This window comes from Brevibacterium sp. FAM 24630, assembly GCF_049804075.1.
Taxonomy (GTDB): Bacteria; Actinomycetota; Actinomycetes; order Actinomycetales; family Brevibacteriaceae; genus Brevibacterium.
On sequence record NZ_JBNBZD010000001.1, the window covers coordinates 106440 to 124663 of the forward strand.

Sequence of the window (18224 nt, forward strand, 5' to 3'; positions counted from 1 at the left end):
GTCCGCTCAGTCGCGCGGCTTCTCCTGCATCTCGAAAGTCTCGATGATGTCTCCGACGCGCAGGTCGTTGAACTTGCCGAGTCCGATACCGCACTCGTAGCCCTCACGGACCTCGGTGGCATCGTCCTTGAACCGGCGCAGCGACTCGATGCTGACACTGTTGCCGATGACGACTCCGTCGCGAGTGACGCGTGCGGTCGAGTTCCTCTTGATGTGACCATCGCGGACGATCGAACCGGCGATGTTGCCGAACTTCGAGGACCGGAAGACCTCGCGGATCTCCGCGGTACCGGTCTGGACCTCTTCGTACTCGGGCTTGAGCATGCCCTTGAGCGAGCTCTCGATGTCGTCGATCGCCTGGTAGATGACCGAGTAGTAGCGGACGTCGACGCCTTCGCGGTCTGCCAGGTCGCGAGCCTTCGCTTCCGGACGGACGTTGAAGCCGATGACGATCGCGTTGTCGACCGTGGCCAGGTTGATGTCGTTCTCGGTGATCGCACCGACGCCGCGGTGGATGATCCGCAGATCGACTTCCTCGCCCACATCGATCTTGAGCAGCGAATCCTCGAGTGCTTCGACAGCACCGGAGACGTCGCCCTTGAGGATGAGGTTGAGCATGTCGACCTTGCCCTCGGCCAGCGCCTTCGTGAAGTCCTCGAGGCTGATGCGCTTGCGACCGCGGGCCTGAGCGGCATTGCGCTCGATGGCGTCGCGCTTCTCAGCGATCTGACGTGCGGTGCGGTCGTCATCGGTGGAGATGAACGAATCACCGGCACGCGGGACCGAGGACAGACCGAGGACCTGGACCGGACGGGAGGGACCGGCCTCCTCGACGAGGTTGCCGTTCTCATCGAACATCGCCCGCACACGTCCGTAGGCGGTGCCGCAGACGATGGCGTCGCCCTGGCGCAGGGTGCCGGACTCGACGAGCACGGTCGCAACCGCGCCGCGGCCCTTGTCGAGCTTGGCTTCGATCGCGATGCCGCGAGCGGACTTGTCGGGGTTGGCCCGCAGGTCCAGTGCCGCATCGGTGGTCAGGAGCACGGACTCGAGCAGCTGGTCGATGCCCTCACGCTTGAGCGCGGAGATCGGCACGAACATGGTCTCGCCGCCGTACTCTTCGGCCACGAGGTTGTACTCGGTCAGCTGCTGCATGACCTTGGCCGGGTTCGCCCCCTCCTTATCGACCTTGTTGACAGCCACGACGATCGGCACATTCGCCGCCTGAGCGTGATTGAGCGCTTCGATGGTCTGCGGCATGACACCGTCATCGGCGGCGACCACGAGGATCGCGAGGTCGGTCGACTTCGCACCGCGGGCACGCATGGCGGTGAACGCCTCGTGGCCCGGGGTGTCGAGGAAGGTGAGCTTGCGCTCCTGGCCCTCGTGGTCGACCTCGACCTGGTAGGCGCCGATGTGCTGGGTGATGCCGCCGGCTTCCCGTGCTGCCACATTGGCCGAGCGGATCGCGTCGAGCAGCTTGGTCTTACCGTGGTCGACGTGACCCATGACGGTGATGACCGGCGGACGAGCCTGGAGGTCTTCATCGTCTTCTTCGGCGGCTTCGGCATCGAGATCGATGTCGAAGGTCTCGAGCAGCTCACGGTCTTCGTCTTCGGGCGAGACGATCTCGATCTTGTAGCCGAGCTCCTCGCCGAGGATCTCGAAGGTCGCCTCGTCGAGGGACTGGGTGATCGTCGCCATCTCACCGAGGTGGAAGAGCACGGTCACGAGGTTCGTGGGATCCGTGTTGATCTTCTCGGCGAAGTCGGCCAGCGAGGAGCCGCGACGCAGACGCAGCGGCGTGTTGCCGTTTCCGCGCGGAACGGTGACGCCACCGACCGACGGAGCCTGCATCTGCTCGAGCTCTGCGCGCTTCGCCCGCTTCGACTTCCGTCCCTTCTGACGGGGACCGCCGCCGCGGCCGAATGCACCCTGGGTGCTTCCGCGACCGCGACCTGAACCGCGTCCGCCCGGACCGCCGGGACCGCGACGCGGACCGCCGCCGGGACCGCCTGCCGGAGCACCGGGACCGCCGCCGGGGGCATTGCCGCGTCCCCCGCCGCGACCGCGGCCGGGAGCGGGCTTGTTCAGTGCCGAGTTCTTCAGCATCGACGGGTTCGGGCGAGGTGCGCCCGGACGCGGTGCCGGACGCGGACCTGCCGCGGACTCCTCACCGGTGCCGCGCGGCTTCTGGCCGGGCTTCGGCATTCCCTGCGAGGGAGCAAACGGGTTGTTGCCGGGGCGTCCGCCCTGACCACCCTGACCGCCGGGACGGCCGCCGGGCTTCGGGCCGCGACCGGGCTTCGGCATTCCCTGCGAGGGAGCAAACGGGTTGTTGCCGGGGCGTGCCGATGACCGGCCCCCGGGCTTCGGCGCACCGGGCTTGGGCGCACCCGGCTTGGGGGCACCGGGCTTCGGCGCACCGGGCTTCGGCGCACCCGGCTTGGGTGCGGCAGCCGGCTTCGGTGCATCGGGCTTGGCGGAGGCGGAGCCTTCGGGCTTCGTCTCGGCCGCGGGAGCCTCGGCGGGAGTCTCTGCCTTCGGGGCAGCCGGAGCTGCGGGCTTGGCGCCCGGCTTGGCTGCCGGCTTCGACGCCGGCTTCGCTGCGGTCTCGTCCGCCTCAGCGGACTTGGACTTCTCCGGGGCCGGCTTGGCCGTCGACTTCGCGGCGGGCTTGGGTGCCGGCTTCGCACCGGGCTTCGGGGCTCCGGGCTTCGCCGCGGGCTTGGCAGCGGACTTCTTCGCGGCACCACCGGCAGACTTCTCGCCAGCGGCGGGTGCGGAATCGGCGAAGGCTTCCTTCACTCGGCGCACGACGGGCGCTTCGAGCGTCGAGGAAGCAGAGCGAACGAATTCGCCCATGTCCTGAAGCTTCTCAAGGACGTTTTTACTGGTTGTGCCGAGCTCTTTCGCGAGCTCATGGACACGGGGCTTTGCCACAGTTCTCCTGTCCGGGTTCTTTCCCGGTCAGGAAAGAACCTCATCAATGAAGAGCAGTACTCATTTCACTGCTCTCTCGATTTCCGTCTGGGTGTCATCGTGCGACACTCACAACTTGTCATCCATTCGGCTACCCGTTCTCTTTGGGTTCGGTGTCCGGCTTCGGGAGGTCCGAGGCCGTGATCTTCGTTCGAAAGGCTCGAGCGAAGGGGGCAGCGGTCCGTGCCTTGGTCAGGCACTTCTCGTCAGGGTGCACCCAGGCGCCGCGTCCCGGCAGTGTCGCTGACACGTCGTGGACGACGGCGGGGTGCTGATCGGGGCGGAAGACGAATCGCGTCAGCTCGCTCCGATCGGCCTTCTGCCGACAGGCGATGCACGTCCTTACGGGTCCATCGCCAACATTCACAATGAATGATTCTACAGCACCGACGCCACGGCGCGCGCCAAGGGGCCAGTGGTGAGGATCACTGCGGAAGGCTGTTCGCCTGCGGCGATGTCGACCGGTGGGCCGCCTCGGCGAGGATCAGTCGGCTGCGACGATGTCGATCTTCCAGCCGGTGAGCTTCGCGGCCAGGCGGGCGTTCTGCCCTTCCTTGCCGATGGCCAGTGAGAGCTGGTCGGTCGGTACGACGGCGCGGGATTCTTGGGCGGCTGCGTCGAGGATCTCGACACTTCTGGCCTTCGCCGGCGACAGCGCGTGGGCGATGAACTTCGCCGGATCGTCGGAGTAGTCGACGATGTCGATCTTCTCCTGGCCGAGCTCGTTCATGACTGCCCGCACACGGGATCCGAGCTCGCCGATGCACGAGCCCTTCGCGTTGACGCCGGGCTTCGTGGCGCGCACCGCGAGTTTCGTGCGATGGCCGGCCTCACGGGCCAGGGACACGATCTCGACGGTGCCGTCGGCGATCTCCGGGGCCTCATGGGCGAAGAGACGGCGCACGAGGTTCGGGTGGGTGCGGGAAACGGTGACCGAGGTGCCCTTCTGCCCCTTGTGGACGTCGGCGATGTAGACGCGCAGACGAGTGCCGTGGGTGTATTCCTCGCCGGGGACCTGTTCGTGCGGGGGCAGAACGGCCTCGACATCGCCGAGGTCGACCTGGACCATCTGCGGATCCCTGCCCTGCTGGATGGTACCCGAGGCGATCTCGCCCTCGCGGCCCTTGAACGTGCCGAGCACGGTTTCGTCCTCAACGTCGCGCAGGCGCTGGTAGATGACCTGCCTGGCGGTCTGGGCGGCAATGCGGCCGAAGCCGGTGGGGGTGTCGTCGAATTCGCCGATCGGGTTGTCGTCGTTGTCGAACTCAACAGCGAGAATGCGCACCTCACCGGAGGACTTGTCGAGCTCTGCGCGGGCGTCGGGCCACGCACCCTCGGTCTTCTGGTAGGCGAGGTAGAGAGCCTGTTCGATGAGTTCGACGAGGGTCTCCAGCGGAATCTCACGCTCTCGTTCGATCACGCGCAGAACATTGAGATCGATGTCCATATGCCTATGTCCTCTCCGGCTCACTCAAGCATTGCAGCTCACTCGAGCGTTGAATTGTCTGTGTTCACTTATGCAGGCGTAACAGTCTATCCCAGTCCGCGCCCGCACCGTATCAGCGAAGCCCCACGTTCGGCCGCGGCGGAACGTCAGTTCGACCTCAGCGGAACTTCAATTCCACCTGCGCCGTGCGGATGTCGTCGAGCGGCACCTGCTTCGTCTGCCTGTTCTGGGGGTTCGTTCCCGTGATCGAAGTCTCCCCCACCTCGGCGAGGTCGAGTTTGAAAGTGTCCTTCTTCGTCGTGATCTCCAGGCGGCGGCCGATCACGCGGCGGAAGTGACGCGGGGTCTCGAGCTTGCGTGTGGCACCGGGGCTGGTGACCTCGAGCTGGTAGGGCTTGTCTCGGAAGATCTCGACCTCGTCGAGGGCGGCGCCGACGATCTTCGTCGATTCGGCGATCTTCTCCATCGACATCGGATCCGTGCTCGACTCATCGAGGTCGACGACGACGGTGAGCGTGCGGCGGGGGCCTGCGGCGACGGCCTTGACGTTCTCCAGGTGGAATCCCGCGGATTCCAGGGGTGGGGCGAGCAGACCCTTGATCCGTTCGATGTCCTCGTCCATATCTCCTCCTCGTCACTGGACGGCCCACTCGCCGAGGCGGCGGCGTGGGTGCGGTGGCCCGTGCGCATGCCCGGTCGACCGTTTCACCCCACCCTAAGCGACACCCTCGCTCGACGTTAAGCATCCGATCCGCGGGGCGAGTTTCCGCCCGGACTGTGCGTCCGGGCCGGCCGGTGGGCATCCGATAGGATTGCCGTATGCGTTTTCCCGTCAGTCGCCGCGTCCTCCTGACTACCGGCGTCAGCGGAATGAGTCTGAGTCTGCTCACGGCCTGTGGCCTGCGCATCGACTCCGACCCCGACATCCCCACCCTCGATTCCACGCAGCAGCTGCGCAACCGCATCGCACGCATCCTCGACGCCGCCTCCCCCGGCTCCGGTGACCCGGAAACCGCTGGTGAGGATCTTGCCGATTTCAAGACGGCGATCGGCCCCGAGTGGAACCCGCCGACGGAGTTCGCCACCGATCCTCCCCCGACGGAGGAATCACGCCCATTCGTCGACGCCGCCGAGGTCGTCCTCAAGGCCGTCTTCTCAGCGTCGTCGCCGCTCGGATCGGGCCTCATCCCCGTCCTGGCCGACGTCGCGACCGGGCTGGCACTGACGGCCGGGACGAAGCGGCCCGAGCTCATCGACACTGCCGATGACCTCATCCGCACCGGGCGTGAGGACATGTCCGACCGTGCGCAGCCGTCGGCAGCCGCCGAGGATGCCGAGGGCGGCGAGGATGGCGAGGGCAGCGAGGATGGTAACGGCAGCGGCGATTCCCCGTCCGGCGGTGCGGAGGATCGGCAGGCGATGTTCAACGCGATCCTCAATCAGTCGCGGGCGGCGGCCTACGGCTACGAACGCCTGGCCGTGAATTTCCCGGTCAAGTCCTCTCAACGCATGAGGGCGCTGGCCCGGCTCGAGTCCCTGGGGGCCCTGTCCGGGGAGATGCTCGAACTCCTCGGCGAGAAGCAGGCGGACCCGAACGCCTCGGCGTGGAAACTCGAGCCCACCCCCACGGATGCCGAGTCGGCGAAGGAGCTCGCCCTCAATCTCGAAGACGGCGTGGCCGCCTCGGTGCTGCCGTGGTTGGACGGTGACGCCTCGGCGATCCTGCGGTTGTGGGAATCGGCGCGGGCACGCACGGTCTTCGCCGCACCGCAGCCGCTGCGTTTTTCCTACGACGATCCGGGACGGGCGGAGGCGACGAAGTGAGGGTTCCACCTGTTCTCTACCGGTCCACTCGCGACATCATCGGCGAGTTCCGCACCGATGCCTGGGTCGCGGCGCTCGATTTCATGGCCACTGAGCTCCTCGATCGGTGGAAGCTGCGCTTCGACGATGTGCCCGGCTCCCCGTGGGCCGGCTGCGAATCGCTGGTCATTCCGGTGCTCACTCAGGAGAACTATCAGGGTGTGCTGCGGTTCGCGGCCCCCACCTCGGCGCATACCGCCGCGCATGCGCAGGTGCTGCGCGCGTTGAAGATGTGGAACGGGCACGGCGCCGTGCGGGTCATCCGCGATGATCGCAGCTTCCGCGTGACCCTGCAGGAGCGGCTGCGCACGAAGGACAATCTCTCGGTGCTGCCCTTGGCCGATGTGCCTCCCGTGTGGGGTGCCCTGCAGCGGTCTCTGGAGATTCCGGCGGCGGCGGAGTTCCTGCGCGTCCAGGACGTCGTCGGCGGGTGGCTGAACAGCTTCGATGCCGATGCCGGGCTGCTCACCGGGTGGTCGGAGGCGGGTCCGAATGATCGGCTGCTGCTGTCGTTCGCCCGCAATTGGATGCAGACCTTGGCCTCCTCGGATGAGAACTGGCTCATCCACGCCGACCTGCACTACTACAACATCCTTGCCGGCAATCCGGATCCGACGGGCATTTCGACGTGGAAGGCCATCGACCCGCAGCCTCTGGCCGGGCCGACCGCCTATACCTTGGCCCCGGTGCTGTGGAATCGTCTGGCTGAGATCCCATCGAACCATCCGCAGGCGCAGGCGGCGTGGCTGCGCGGTTTCGCCACGGACCTGGCCCTGTGCGCGCGCATCGACCCGCAGTACGGGATGGGCGCGACCGTGGCCCGCGAGATCACGAACATGTTCTGGTATCTGCGCTCGGCCTCCGAGGGGTCGACGTCGAGCCTGGCCGATGCGGCGCGTTCCCTGTGGGTCGCCCGCGCCCTGTCCGGCGCCGACGTGGCCGGAGTCAACGCCCACGCCCTCAAACCCATCGGCTAATTGCTACGTGACGGCGGCCCAGCAACCTCGCGCGAGGTTGCTGGGCCGCCGTCAGGTAGCAAGGGGTGGGTGGATGAGGGTGGTCAGGATGTCGAAGCCGAGTTTGAGGATCATCGCGGAGACCACGACGACGAAGATGACGCGGACGAACCCGGACCCCTTCTTCAGCGCGGTCCGAGCCCCGAAGATGCCGCCGGCGACGTTTCCGACCGCCACGACCATTCCGAGCAGCCACACCACCTGACCATCGGGGACGAAGTAGACGAGCGCACCGAAGTTCGTCGCCCAGTTGATGACCTTGGCCGTGGCCGAGGCCTGCAGGAACGAGAACCCGATGACCGAGACGAAGGCGATGACGAGGAACGATCCCGTCCCCGGCCCGAGCACCCCGTCATAGACGCCGATGACGAGCCCGATGAGCCATGACAGCGCATGGTGCCGCTTCGACGTCTCCCCGAACCGCAGGCTCGCATCCGCGCCGAGGCTGGGGTTGAGCAGCGTGAACAGTCCGACCCCGATCAGAGCGAGCAGGATGATCGGCGTGAACAATGCGGAGGGAACCAGGGTCGCAAGCTTCGCCCCGAGCACAGCGCCGAGGAACGCCGAGGCAGCCGCCGGGATCGTCGCCGACCGATCCGGGGTGATCTTGCGCAGATACGTGATCGCCGAGGCGGTCGTGCCCGCGATCGACCCGATCTTGTTCGTCGCGACCGCCTGGACCGGGGTCATCCCCGGGACGAGCAGCAGCGCGGGCAGCTGGATGAGTCCACCCCCGCCGACGACCGCATCGATCCACCCGGCCAGGACTCCTGCGGCGAGCAGCCACAGGACCATGGCCACGGTGACATCGATGCCGCCGGTGAGCGCTTCGAACACCGAGGAGGCTCAGTCGTTCGCGTCGGCGGTGTCGGACGCGTCCGCGCCGTCGGCAGCCACCGCCGCATCGGCTGCATCGTTCGCCTTCGCATATGCTGCGCGCACTCGTGCCACGGTCGACGGCACCACCTCGGCGACGGGGACATCGCCCTTGCCGTCACCGAGACGGTCGCGGACCTCGACGACACCGTCGGCCAGCCCCCGTCCGACGACGATGACCGTGGGGATGCCGATGAGTTCGGCATCGGCGAACTTGAAGCCCGGTGAGACCTTGTTGCGGTCGTCGAGCAGGACGCTGACACCTTCGGCTTCGAGCTCGGCGGTCATGGTCTCGGCCGCTTCGGCGATCTCGTCGCCCTTGCCGGCGACGACGATGTGGACATCGGCCGGGGCCAGATGCTGGGGCCACAGCAGGCCGTTCTCCGAGTGGTACTCCTCGGCGATGCAGGCCATGACGCGGGTGACGCCGAGCCCGTAGGAGCCCATCGTCACGGTCTGCGCCTTCCCGTTCTGGTCAAGCACCTTGAGGTCGAGGGCTTCGGCGTACTTGCGGCCGAGCTTGAAGATCTGACCGATCTCAACGCCGCGAGCCAGTTCCAGGGGTCCCGAACCGTCCGGTGCGGGGTCGCCGAGAACCACCTGGGCGGCTTCGATCGTGCCGTCGGCGGTGAAGTCACGACCGGCGACGAGGTCGAAGACGTGACGTCCGGGTTCGTTGGCTCCGGTGATCCAGCGCGTGCCGTCGACGACACGGGGGTCGAGCAGGTAGCGGATCTTCGAGGGCGATTCGAGACCGAGCACGGGGTCGGCCAGGTCGTTGCCGGGCCCGATGTAGCCCTTGACGAGTTCCGGGTGGGCGGCAAGATCCTCGGCGGTGGCGGCCTCGAGGCCGACCTCGCCGTTGCCGAGCATTCCGGTGCCGGCGGCCCGGTCGAGGTCGACTTCGCGATCACCGGGCAGGCCGATGACGATGATCTCGCGCGTGCCGTCGGGATGGGTGACGGCACAGACGACGTTCTTCAGTGTGTCTGCGGCCGTCCACTCGCGGTCGGCGCGCGGATGCTGAGCGTTCGCGGCGGCGACGAGGGTTTCGATCGTCGGGGTGTCCGGGGTGTCCTCGACGTGGGCGGCAGGAGATTGAGCGTACGGAATCGCCTCGGGAACGATCGAGGTCACGGCCTCGACGTTCGCGGCGTACCCGCCGGGCGAGCGCACGAAGGTGTCCTCGCCGACCTCGGAGGGGTAGATGAACTCTTCGGTGCCGGAGCCGCCCATCGCGCCCGGGGTCGCCTTGACGGGCAGGCAAGGCAGGCCGAGGCGAGCGAAGGCCCGCAGGTAGGCCACGCGCATGGCCTCATAGGAGGCGTCGAGTCCGGCATCGTCGATGTCGAAGGAGTAGGCGTCCTTCATGATGAATTCGCGTCCGCGCAGCAGTCCTGCCCGGGGCCGGGCCTCGTCGCGGTACTTCGTCTGGATCTGGTAGATCGACAGCGGCAGGTCCTTGTACGAGGAGTAGAGATCCTTGACGAGGAGGGTGAAGACCTCCTCGTGGGTGGGCGCGAGGATGTAGTCGTTGTCCCGACGGTCCTTGAGGTGGAAGAGGTCGGGTCCGAAGGCTTCCCAACGGCCCGAGGTCTTGTACGGGTCGGCCGGCAGCAGGCCGGGGAAATGGACTTCCTGGGAGCCGGCGCGCGCCATCTCTTCGCGCACGATGGCCTCGATCTTGCCGAGTACGGCCAGACCCAGCGGCAGCCACGTGTAGATCCCCGGGGCGGACCTGCGGATGTATCCGGCGCGGTGCAGCAGTTTGTGGCTGGCCACCTCGGCGCCGACCGGGTCCTCCTTCTGGGTTCGCACGAACAGGGACGACATGCGCAGGGCCATGGGTGATTCTCCTCAACTTGTCAGGACTCTGCTCGAACACTATCGCACGCGGGCGAGGGTCAGGGAATCGGCGCGGAACAAACGGCGGGGGCAGGATTTCGCTCACCGGTGAGAGAGGATTCGTCACCCGGCAGAAGAGAATTAGACTGGTGCGTGCTGCACGGAAGTCCAGCACCACGCGAGACCTCCGGTCTCCTCGCCGACCACCTGCACCGACGACGAATTCGAACGATACGAAGAGCATGCCTGATCCGAGTCAACTCACGCAGTTCCCGCGGCCCTCGGTCGCGGTCGACACCGCGGTCCTCTGCCCCGTGCCCGGCCGCGGCCTGCATGTTCTCATGACCCATCCCGGGGATGGGGTCTGGCAGCTGCCCGGGTCGATCCTGCGTCCGCAGGAACGGCTCGCCGAGGCGGTCGCCCGGTGCCTGCGCGAGAAGGCCCGGCTGGTCGACCGGGCACCGGTGCAGCTGCACGTGTTCGATCAGCCCGACCGTGACGATCGCGGGTGGGTGATCTCCGTGGCTCACCTCGATGTGCTCTCGGCCGCCGACGTCGGCCTCGCCGAGGATGATCATCCCCACCCCGCCGCCGAGGAGGCTGCGCGGGATTCCGATTACGCCGACTCCCCCGCCCACCGCCGCAGACTCGTGCCCGTGCACGAGGTCGAGGAGCTCAGTGAGGAGCATCGGGAGATCGTGCGCGTGGCCGTGCACCGGCTGCGGGCGCTGCACGAACGGACTCCGGATCCCTTCGGTCTGCTCGAAAGCGAGTTCTCGCTGCGGCAGCTGCGCGAACTCCACGAGGTTGTGGCCGGGGAGAGTCTGCAGGCCGATACGTTCCGGCGCACCATGCTGCCGCTGCTCGATCCCACCGGTCAGGCCGTGACTCAGGGGCGGGGCCGTCCCGCCCAGACGTTCACCCGCCGCTCCGAGCTGGCCCTGCGGGCCGACTCTCGCAGCCAGGAGCCCGAAGGACACCGGCGATGACCGAGATCAACCGTGATGCGGCAAAGCACATGCGCGTCGACGTGTGGCTGTGGACGACGCGGATGTTCAAGACCCGCAATCTCGCCACTCAGGCCTGCCGAGGCGGGCATGTGCAGGTCGACGGTCAGCGGGTCAAAGCCGCACAGAAGGTGACGATCGGCCAAGAGGTGCGGGTGCGCAAGGCCGGGTCCGAATTCACCTGGAAGATCACCGGCTTCATCCCGACCCGGATGCAGGCGTCCGTCGCAGTCAAGTGCTACGAAGATCTCACTCCCCCGCCGGACCCGGCTCTGCGCGGGTTCGTGCCCCGTCGCGACAAAGGGCTGGGACGTCCGACGAAGAAGGACCGTCGGGAGATGGAGAAGTTCTTAGGCGACATGGCCAAGCCCCAGTCCCGCAACCGCCGCGACTGAGGTTTACCACCCGATCAGTACATGACGGTGGCGAAGGTGCCGACCTGGTCGAAGCCGACGCGGGCGTACATCCGCAGCGCGGACTCGTTGTAGTCATTGGCATACAGGCTCACCGTGGAATGGCCCTTGTCGCGCGTGCGTTGGACGACGGCGGCCATCCCGGCCGCCCCGAGCCCCTGGTTGCGCACCTCAGGGTGGACCCACACGCCTTGGACCTGGACGATGCGGCGGGCCCGAATGCCGATATCGGCTTTGAACAGCACCTGCTCGTCCTGTTCCGTCGCCGGCCATCGGGGCACGGCTCCGCCGTCGGGCAGAGTGGTCGAGATCCGGGCGTAGCAGTTCTTGCTGCGGATGATGCCGCGCACCCGAGACAGGTAACCGGCGGTGCCGTCTTCGACGGGTGAGAATCCGACCTCTTTGGTGAACATGTCGACGCTGGCGGGAAACACCGCGCCGAGGTCATCGAGGGTCACCCGGTGAACGTGTTCGTCCGGGGTCACGAGCGGATCCGAACTGATCGCCAGCAGCGGCTGGCGCTGCCTGACGCCTCGCGGTCGACCCCAGTTCAGCCGCGACTGCAGGTCGAGGATGACGGTGCGCTCACCGATGAGCGAACAGGAGACGCGGCCATCGGCATTGAGTTTGCGTGCCAGCACCTCGTTCGTCTCCGGCGTCGCCGCGACCGGGATGATGTTCCCGCCCACCCAGTAGGCGGCCACCGGCCGGTCGCGGTCGAAGACCCCATAGAGAGTCCCGGCGGGCGAACCGAGTCGGGCGGTGCCGGTGACTTCGAGCAGGGAGATGAGGTAGACGTTCTGGCAGGGATTGCGGGCGAGCAGGTCTGTCAGCCACTGCGTATGCTGATGCTCCAGTCGCGCGATTCTCAGCACCATCTGCCCGTGCACTCTTCCCTGACGCTGTCCGTGGCCGTCACGAAGGAGGCGGCCCGGATGATGAACGTGTTCGACTCAAGGTATCGCACTCACCCGACGACGACCGCAGGCGGGCCCGATGAGTCCCCGGTGGCATCCTCGGCGATCCGGTTGGCCTCCTCGATGAGCGTCTGGACGATCTCGGATTCGGGCACGGTCTTGATGACCTCCCCCTTGACGAAGATCTGGCCCTTGCCGTTTCCGCTGGCGACTCCGAGGTCGGCGTCGCGGGCTTCACCGGGGCCGTTGACCACGCAGCCCATGACCGCCACGCGCAGCGGCACTTCCATGCCTTCGAGCCCGGCGGTGACCTCCTCGGCGAGGGTGTACACGTCGACCTGAGCCCGACCGCACGAAGGGCAGGAGACGATCTCGAGCCGGCGCGGGCGCAGGTTGAGCGATTCGAGGATCTGGTTGCCGACCTTGACCTCTTCGGCCGGAGGCGCGGACAGGGAGACGCGGATCGTGTCGCCGATGCCCTCGGCGAGCAGGTGGCCGAAGGCGGTCGCGGACTTGATGGTGCCCTGGAAGGCGGGTCCTGCCTCGGTCACACCCAAGTGCAGCGGCCAGTCCCCGCGTTCGGCGAGCAGTTCGTAGGCACGGACCATGATCACCGGGTCGTGGTGCTTGACGGAGATCTTGAAGTCATAGAACCCGTGCTCTTCGAACAGGGAGGCTTCCCACAGCGCGGATTCGACGAGTGCTTCCGGGGTGGCCTTGCCGTACTTGTCCATGAGTCGCCTGTCCAGGGAACCGGCGTTGACGCCGATGCGGATGGACACTCCGGCGTCGGCGGCGGCCTTCGAGATCTCACGCACCTGATCGTCGAACTTCCGGATGTTGCCCGGGTTGACGCGCACTCCCGCACATCCGGCGTCGATCGCGGCGAAGACGTACTTGGGTTGGAAGTGGATGTCGGCGATGACAGGGATCTGGGACTTCCCGGCGATGATCGGCAGGGCCGCGGCATCCTCGGCCGTCGGGCAGGCGACACGCACGATGTCGCAGCCGGCTGCGGTGAGTTCGGCGATCTGCTGCAGGGTCGCGTTGATGTCGGTCGTCGGCGTCGTCGTCATCGACTGCACGCTCACCGGGGATTCGGATCCGACCCCGACCTTGCCGACCTGGATCTGCCGGGTCTTCCGCCGGGGCTGAAGCACGGGAGGTGGAGCGGCGGGCATTCCGAGATTCACCGATGTCACGAAGACGATCCCTTCCGTCTGGCTGGTGACCAGCGACGATGATGGTGCCGACGCCGAGGTGGCGCCTCGCTGCGGCCGGATTGTTCGAACCACGTCCATTGTAGGACCTCTGGGCGAGTCCCGGTCGCGCGTTCGAAGGTCGATTCCGTCCCAGCCGCCCCTTCCGGTCTGCCGCCCGACCGGTAGTGTGACAGTGACCTGTCAGAACTGTGCCGGAAATGTGAAGGAGCGGACCCGTGAGCGAAGGCGCATACCCCGAACCCGACATCGAGGCGATGACCGCCTCCCTGGATGCGGAGGCGAGCGCGCTGGCCGATCAGGGTGGATCCCTGGCTTGGGGGATCTTTCGCCGAGGCGGCCCCGCACGAGCCGTCAACGCCGACGTTCCGTACCGGATCGCGTCGATGACGAAGTCCTTCACCGCCGGCGCCATCGGTCTCCTCGCCGCGGACGGCCTCGACCTCGACCGGCCGTTCGGTCGGCTTGTGCCCGAACTGGCCGGCACGGCGATCGCCGACCGCACCTGCCGGCAGGCTCTGACCATGGGCACCGGGTTCACGAAGGACGATCCGTGGGCCGACCGGATGGAGCCGATGGCCCCGGACGAGCTGATCGCCTGGCTGCGCCGCGGCGCGATCGCCACAGCGCCCGCCGACACCGGTTACGAGTATTCGAACCTCGGCTATGCGGTGCTCGGCATGGTCGCCGAGGCGGTCACCGGACGCCCCTTCACCGAACTCGTGAGCGCGGAAGTCTTCAATTCCCTGAGACTCACGCGCACCGGTTTCGACCACACCGACTTCCCGGACCTGACACCGGGATTCCGAGTCGATGCCGACGGCGGTCTTCACCCGGCCGAGCTCACCGGGCCCGGGGTCTTCTCCCCCATCGGCGGCGTGATCTCCACGGTGGGCGACATCGGCACGTGGATGGCGGCCCACCTCGACGCGCTCGACGACCTCGATGCGGAGCCCGGAACGCTTCCGCACATTCTCACCGGCAATCAGCAGGGCCGACGGCTCATCGAGACCCAGCGCAGCGAGCACCATACGGAGACCCTGGTCTACGGGTATGGCCTGGAGACCCGGCTGGATTCGCGCTTCGGGCGAGTGGTCTGCCATTCGGGCGGCTATCCCGGCTACGGCTCGCACATGCGCTGGTTCCCCGACCTGGGGTTGAGCATCGTCGTGCTCGGCAACACCACGTACTACCCGGCTCAGCGCAGTGTTCAGAACGCCGTCGACGCCGGTTGGGCGGCAGCCATTGGGAGGCCGGGCCTGGCTCTTGACCGCAGCTCCACCTCGGCGCCGGTGCCCCGCTATGAGGCGAAGTCCGCACAGATTCAGACGGTCTTGGACGCGGCGAACCTCGTCACGCAATTCGACGACACGATCGCCGATGAGCTGTTCTCGATGAACATGGACCTCGACGAACCCCGGGACGAACGACGGGAGCGCTTCACAAGGTGGCGGGCGACCAAGCAGGTCACGGCCCCGTTCACCGAAGCGGACCTGACCATGGTCTCCCCGCTGCGCGGAGTGGTCACGGTGCCGGGCAACGGGACAGCGACGGGCACCAGCGATGCAGCAGCGACGGATGCACCGGATCAGACGGTGACGATCACGGTCGGGCTCAACCACCTCGGTGAGGTGCAGGCGATCACCCTGAGCGCCTGAGGCCCTGCACCCCTATCCGCCGGCGTTGAAGATCGCGTCGAGGGTGATGGGTTTGACGAGGTCGACGTAGATGAGCAGCGCCGTCATGCACAGCATGAGTCCGATGCACACGTAGGTCAGCGGCAGCAGCTTCGCCGTGTCGAAGGGTCCGACCAGTCCGCGACCGCGCAACCGATTGATGCGGCGGCGAGCGCCTTCGTAGAGGCCGACGGCGATGTGTCCGCCGTCGAGCGGCAGCAGCGGGATCATGTTGAACGCGAAGAGGAAGATGTTGACCGAGCCGAGCATGCCCAGACCCATCTGCGCCTTGTTCATGACGTCGATGCGGTCGGTGGACACGATCTCACCCGCGATGCGGCCGACGCCGACCATGCCGACGAGCCCTTCGGCGTCGCGGTCCTTCGACCCGACCGCGACCTCGCCGATGTCGACGAGCTTGACCGGCAGGGTGACGATCGCGTGGAAGACTCCCGAGACCTGGTCCCAGACGGCTCCGGGGAATTCGCCGAGCGGCAGAGGCTGGCGATCGAACACGGGTCCGATGCCGAGGAAGCCCTGGCTCTCGGTCTGCGGGGTGCCGTCGGCGTTCATCAGCGCATTGCCGGAGTCATCGACCTTCGGACGTTCAGTCGCGATGATCGGCACCGTCACCGACGCTGCCTTTCCGTCGCGGATGTAGTCAACGTCAACGCGCTCACCGGCATGGTCTTTGATGACTGCAGACAATTGGTCCCAGTCCTTCGTCTCGACACCGGCGATCGCTGTGATCTCATCGCCGGGTTCGATCCCGGCCTCCCAGGCGGGGGTGAGCTGGTCATCGGCACGGCACGTGTTCTGCTCCGACGCGGGACGCTGCTGAGCCTCGGAGGCCGGCACCGCGCATTCGACGACGGTCTGCACCGTCGTCGTCGGCGTCATCACGCCGATGCCCAGCAGCGAGATCGCCATGATGAGGATGCCGAGGACGAGGTTGACGAAGGGTCCGGCGAACATGACAACGAGCCGCCTTGGCACGCTCAGCGCGTAGAACGTCCGGTGCTCTTCCCCCGGCTCGATCTCCTGATTCGAAAATTCCCGGGCATCAGCCATCGTGTTCTCAAACAGGCGACCCTTCCGCCGATTCCGACGTGGTGAGTCACCGTCGAGAGGCTCGCTCCGATGAAGGTCGGAATCACCCTCGCCGAGGTGGCCCGCCGTTGCCGTGACTTCACCGTCCGTCCCCGTGCCGCTGTCGACCGCAGCCACAGCACCGACCCGGTCGACGCGCTGCGTCGTTGCTTCGGCAGGCGGGTACATGCCAGGCATCGCGATGAACCCGCCGAGCGGGAACGCTTTGATGCCGTATTCGGTCTCTCCCCTGCGGAAGGAGAACAGGGTCGGGCCGAACCCAACCATGTAGTGGGTGACCTTGACCCCGAACTTCTTCGCCGGGGTGAGGTGGCCGAGTTCGTGCAAGGCGATGGAGATCGAGATGCCGATGAGGAAGAGGATGATCCCGACGATGTAGAGCACAACGGTCATGCGCGGCCCCCGTTCCCTGCAGAGTCGTGCGCGGAATTCCGGGCAGAATCGCGTGCGGAGTCGCGCGCAGGCTTCTGGGCCGCCTTCTGTTCTGCGACGTCGGTGTGGGCGAACTCGCGGGCCCAAGCATCGGCTGCGAGCACGGTGTCCACGGTGTGTGCGGCGGCCGGTTCGTGCGCGGCCAGGGCTCGGGCGAGGCCTTTGTCGATTCCTGTGAACGGAATGTCACCGGCGATGAACGCTGCTACGAACACCTCGTTGGCGGCGTTGAGCACCGCCGGATAGCTGCGTCCCTTCCGCCCGGCATCGATGGACAGGCCGAGTGCCGGGAACGCGAGATGGTTGACGGGTTCGAACGACCAGTGCATGGGCTGGCCCCAGTTGTTCGCCACCGCGCCCGAGGACAGACGTTTCGTCGTTCCATCGTCCTCAGTGCCCAGGGCGTAGGAGATGGGCAGTCGCATGTCCGGCGGGGAGATCTGCGCGATCGTCGAGGCGTCGCTGAATTCGACCATCGAGTGGATGTGGGACTGCGGGTGGACGACGACTTCGATGTGGTCGAAGTCGATGTCGAAGAGCAGATGGGCTTCGATGACTTCGAGGCCCTTGTTGACCAGAGTCGCGGAGTTGATGGTGATCATCGACCCCATCGACCATGTGGGATGGTTGAGCGCCTGTGCCGGGCTGACACGGCGCAGGGCATCGCGAGTCATGCCGCGGAAGGGCCCGCCCGAGGCGGTGATGATGAGTTTGCTGACCTCACCGTGGGTGCCGGCGCGCAGTGCCTGCGCGATCGCCGAATGCTCGCTGTCGACGGGAATGAGCCGGGCACCGGTGGCACGGGCGGCGTCGAGGACGATGGAGCCGCCGATGATGAGGGATTCCTTGTTCGCCAGAGCCACATCGGTGCCCTGGGCGAGGGCGGCCAGGGTCGTGCCCAGGCCGGCGGCACCGGTGATCGCGTTGAGGATCATATCCGCGTCCAGGCCCGCAACCGCCTCGGCGGCGGTGTCGCCGAGGTGGATGACCTCGACGGGATCGGCGATTCCTCGCTGCGCGGCCATCTCAGACAGGCGCGCACGCACTTCGGCCTCTCCCCCGGCCGGTGGGGTCGTGAGCCCGATGACGGGAACGCCGAAGGTCAGCGCCTGGTCGGCCAGCAGATCGAGTTGGGATCCGGCGGCGAGGCCGACGATCCGATGCTCGTCCCGATGTCCACGGAGAACATCGAGGGCCTGGGTGCCGACCGAACCGGTGGAGCCGACTACAATGAAGCTACGTTTACTCACGCCAACCGATGATGCCAAAGTTCTCTGGGAAATGACTCGACACGACCCCGCGTGGCAGCTCGTGTCCCACCCGATGAACCGCAGGTGTCTGCTGTGGTTCGCCGGCGCTGGTCTTCCACCGCGATCCGGTGAAACAGTGAGTGAGAAGAATCAATGGCGAAAGAGATGGA

15 protein-coding genes are annotated in these 18224 nt (G+C 66.8%); 5 read left to right on the forward strand and 10 right to left on the reverse strand.

The annotated features are described in order from the left end of the window. Positions 1-6: 6 nt before the first annotated feature. The 4 genes from infB to rimP all read right to left on the reverse strand — a co-directional run bounded on the left by infB (position 7) and on the right by rimP (position 5051). Positions 7-2943 carry a translation initiation factor IF-2 gene (infB, locus tag ACPUD7_RS00465; protein WP_135539397.1) on the reverse strand — a complete coding sequence of 979 codons (2937 nt, stop codon included), beginning with the start codon at positions 2941-2943 and terminating at the stop codon, positions 7-9. 130 nt (positions 2944-3073) lie between these two features. Next, positions 3074-3349 (reverse strand): YlxR family protein, encoded by a 276-nt coding sequence (locus tag ACPUD7_RS00470; RefSeq protein ID WP_135539399.1) that lies wholly within the window; start codon positions 3347-3349, stop codon positions 3074-3076. A 117-nt stretch (positions 3350-3466) separates the two neighbouring features. After that, the gene (nusA, locus tag ACPUD7_RS00475) at positions 3467-4429 is read right to left on the reverse strand and encodes a transcription termination factor NusA (RefSeq protein ID WP_135539401.1); all 963 of its coding nucleotides are present in this window, start codon (positions 4427-4429) and stop codon (positions 3467-3469) included. Positions 4430-4586: 157 nt separating this feature from the next. Further along, positions 4587-5051 (reverse strand): ribosome maturation factor RimP, encoded by a 465-nt coding sequence (rimP, locus tag ACPUD7_RS00480; RefSeq protein WP_135539403.1) that lies wholly within the window; start codon positions 5049-5051, stop codon positions 4587-4589. 197 nt (positions 5052-5248) lie between these two features. Here rimP and ACPUD7_RS00485 point away from each other — a divergent pair, with 197 nt between their 5' ends. Both ACPUD7_RS00485 and ACPUD7_RS00490 read left to right on the forward strand, forming a co-directional pair. Continuing rightward, positions 5249-6253 (forward strand): hypothetical protein, encoded by a 1005-nt coding sequence (locus ACPUD7_RS00485; RefSeq protein WP_425118797.1) that lies wholly within the window; start codon positions 5249-5251, stop codon positions 6251-6253. Further along, complete coding sequence (locus tag ACPUD7_RS00490) at positions 6250-7269, forward strand: aminoglycoside phosphotransferase family protein (protein ID WP_135539407.1); 1020 nt, start codon at positions 6250-6252, stop codon at positions 7267-7269. Before ACPUD7_RS00485 ends, ACPUD7_RS00490 begins: the two co-directional genes overlap by 4 nt. A gap of 51 nt (positions 7270-7320) precedes the next feature. On the opposite strand, the gene ACPUD7_RS00495 is transcribed toward ACPUD7_RS00490, so the two are convergent. Both ACPUD7_RS00495 and ACPUD7_RS00500 read right to left on the reverse strand, forming a co-directional pair. Then, positions 7321-8145 carry a TSUP family transporter gene (locus ACPUD7_RS00495; RefSeq protein WP_240689744.1) on the reverse strand — a complete coding sequence of 275 codons (825 nt, stop codon included), beginning with the start codon at positions 8143-8145 and terminating at the stop codon, positions 7321-7323. Between the two features lie 9 nt (positions 8146-8154). Next, complete coding sequence (locus ACPUD7_RS00500) at positions 8155-10029, reverse strand: proline--tRNA ligase (protein ID WP_135539409.1); 1875 nt, start codon at positions 10027-10029, stop codon at positions 8155-8157. A 242-nt stretch (positions 10030-10271) separates the two neighbouring features. Here ACPUD7_RS00500 and ACPUD7_RS00505 point away from each other — a divergent pair, with 242 nt between their 5' ends. Further along, positions 10272-11018: an NUDIX hydrolase gene (locus tag ACPUD7_RS00505; RefSeq protein WP_135539411.1), complete on the forward strand. Its 747-nt coding sequence runs from the start codon at positions 10272-10274 to the stop codon at positions 11016-11018. Then, the gene (locus ACPUD7_RS00510; protein WP_135539413.1) at positions 11015-11431 is read left to right on the forward strand and encodes an RNA-binding S4 domain-containing protein; all 417 of its coding nucleotides are present in this window, start codon (positions 11015-11017) and stop codon (positions 11429-11431) included. The genes ACPUD7_RS00505 and ACPUD7_RS00510 overlap by 4 nt, the downstream gene beginning before the upstream one ends. 14 nt (positions 11432-11445) lie before the next feature. Here ACPUD7_RS00510 and ACPUD7_RS00515 read toward each other — a convergent pair whose 3' ends face one another. Further along, entirely contained in the window at positions 11446-12327 is an 882-nt protein-coding gene (locus ACPUD7_RS00515; RefSeq protein ID WP_240689746.1) for a DUF4081 domain-containing GNAT family N-acetyltransferase, read from the reverse strand. An 89-nt stretch (positions 12328-12416) separates the two neighbouring features. Next, positions 12417-13568, reverse strand: a complete 1152-nt coding sequence (gene ispG / locus ACPUD7_RS00520; protein ID WP_135539415.1) for a flavodoxin-dependent (E)-4-hydroxy-3-methylbut-2-enyl-diphosphate synthase — start codon at positions 13566-13568, stop codon at positions 12417-12419. A 236-nt stretch (positions 13569-13804) separates the two neighbouring features. On the opposite strand from ispG, the gene ACPUD7_RS00525 reads away from it, so the two are divergent. Beyond that, a complete protein-coding gene (locus ACPUD7_RS00525; protein ID WP_425118799.1) occupies positions 13805-15244 on the forward strand; it encodes a serine hydrolase domain-containing protein in 1440 nt (479 codons plus the stop codon). A gap of 12 nt (positions 15245-15256) precedes the next feature. Here the strand turns inward: ACPUD7_RS00525 and ACPUD7_RS00530 are convergent, their stop codons facing one another. Further along, complete coding sequence (locus tag ACPUD7_RS00530; protein WP_425118800.1) at positions 15257-16765, reverse strand: M50 family metallopeptidase; 1509 nt, start codon at positions 16763-16765, stop codon at positions 15257-15259. Beyond that, the gene (gene dxr / locus ACPUD7_RS00535) at positions 16762-18054 is read right to left on the reverse strand and encodes a 1-deoxy-D-xylulose-5-phosphate reductoisomerase (RefSeq protein WP_135539420.1); all 1293 of its coding nucleotides are present in this window, start codon (positions 18052-18054) and stop codon (positions 16762-16764) included. Before dxr ends, ACPUD7_RS00530 begins: the two co-directional genes overlap by 4 nt. Between the last annotated feature and the right edge of the window lie 170 nt (positions 18055-18224).

Coding starts and splice junctions, on each gene's coding strand:
- nusA (WP_135539401.1), bottom strand. CDS start 4,429: ATGGACATCGATCTCAATGTTCTGCGCGTGATCGAACGAGAGCGTGAG.
- ACPUD7_RS00485 (WP_425118797.1), top strand. CDS start 5,249: ATGCGTTTTCCCGTCAGTCGCCGCGTCCTCCTGACTACCGGCGTCAGC.
- ACPUD7_RS00530 (WP_425118800.1), bottom strand. CDS start 16,765: ATGACCGTTGTGCTCTACATCGTCGGGATCATCCTCTTCCTCATCGGC.
- ACPUD7_RS00515 (WP_240689746.1), bottom strand. CDS start 12,327: ATGGTGCTGAGAATCGCGCGACTGGAGCATCAGCATACGCAGTGGCTG.
- rimP (WP_135539403.1), bottom strand. CDS start 5,051: ATGGACGAGGACATCGAACGGATCAAGGGTCTGCTCGCCCCACCCCTG.
- ACPUD7_RS00500 (WP_135539409.1), bottom strand. CDS start 10,029: ATGGCCCTGCGCATGTCGTCCCTGTTCGTGCGAACCCAGAAGGAGGAC.
- ACPUD7_RS00505 (WP_135539411.1), top strand. CDS start 10,272: ATGCCTGATCCGAGTCAACTCACGCAGTTCCCGCGGCCCTCGGTCGCG.
- ACPUD7_RS00510 (WP_135539413.1), top strand. CDS start 11,015: ATGACCGAGATCAACCGTGATGCGGCAAAGCACATGCGCGTCGACGTG.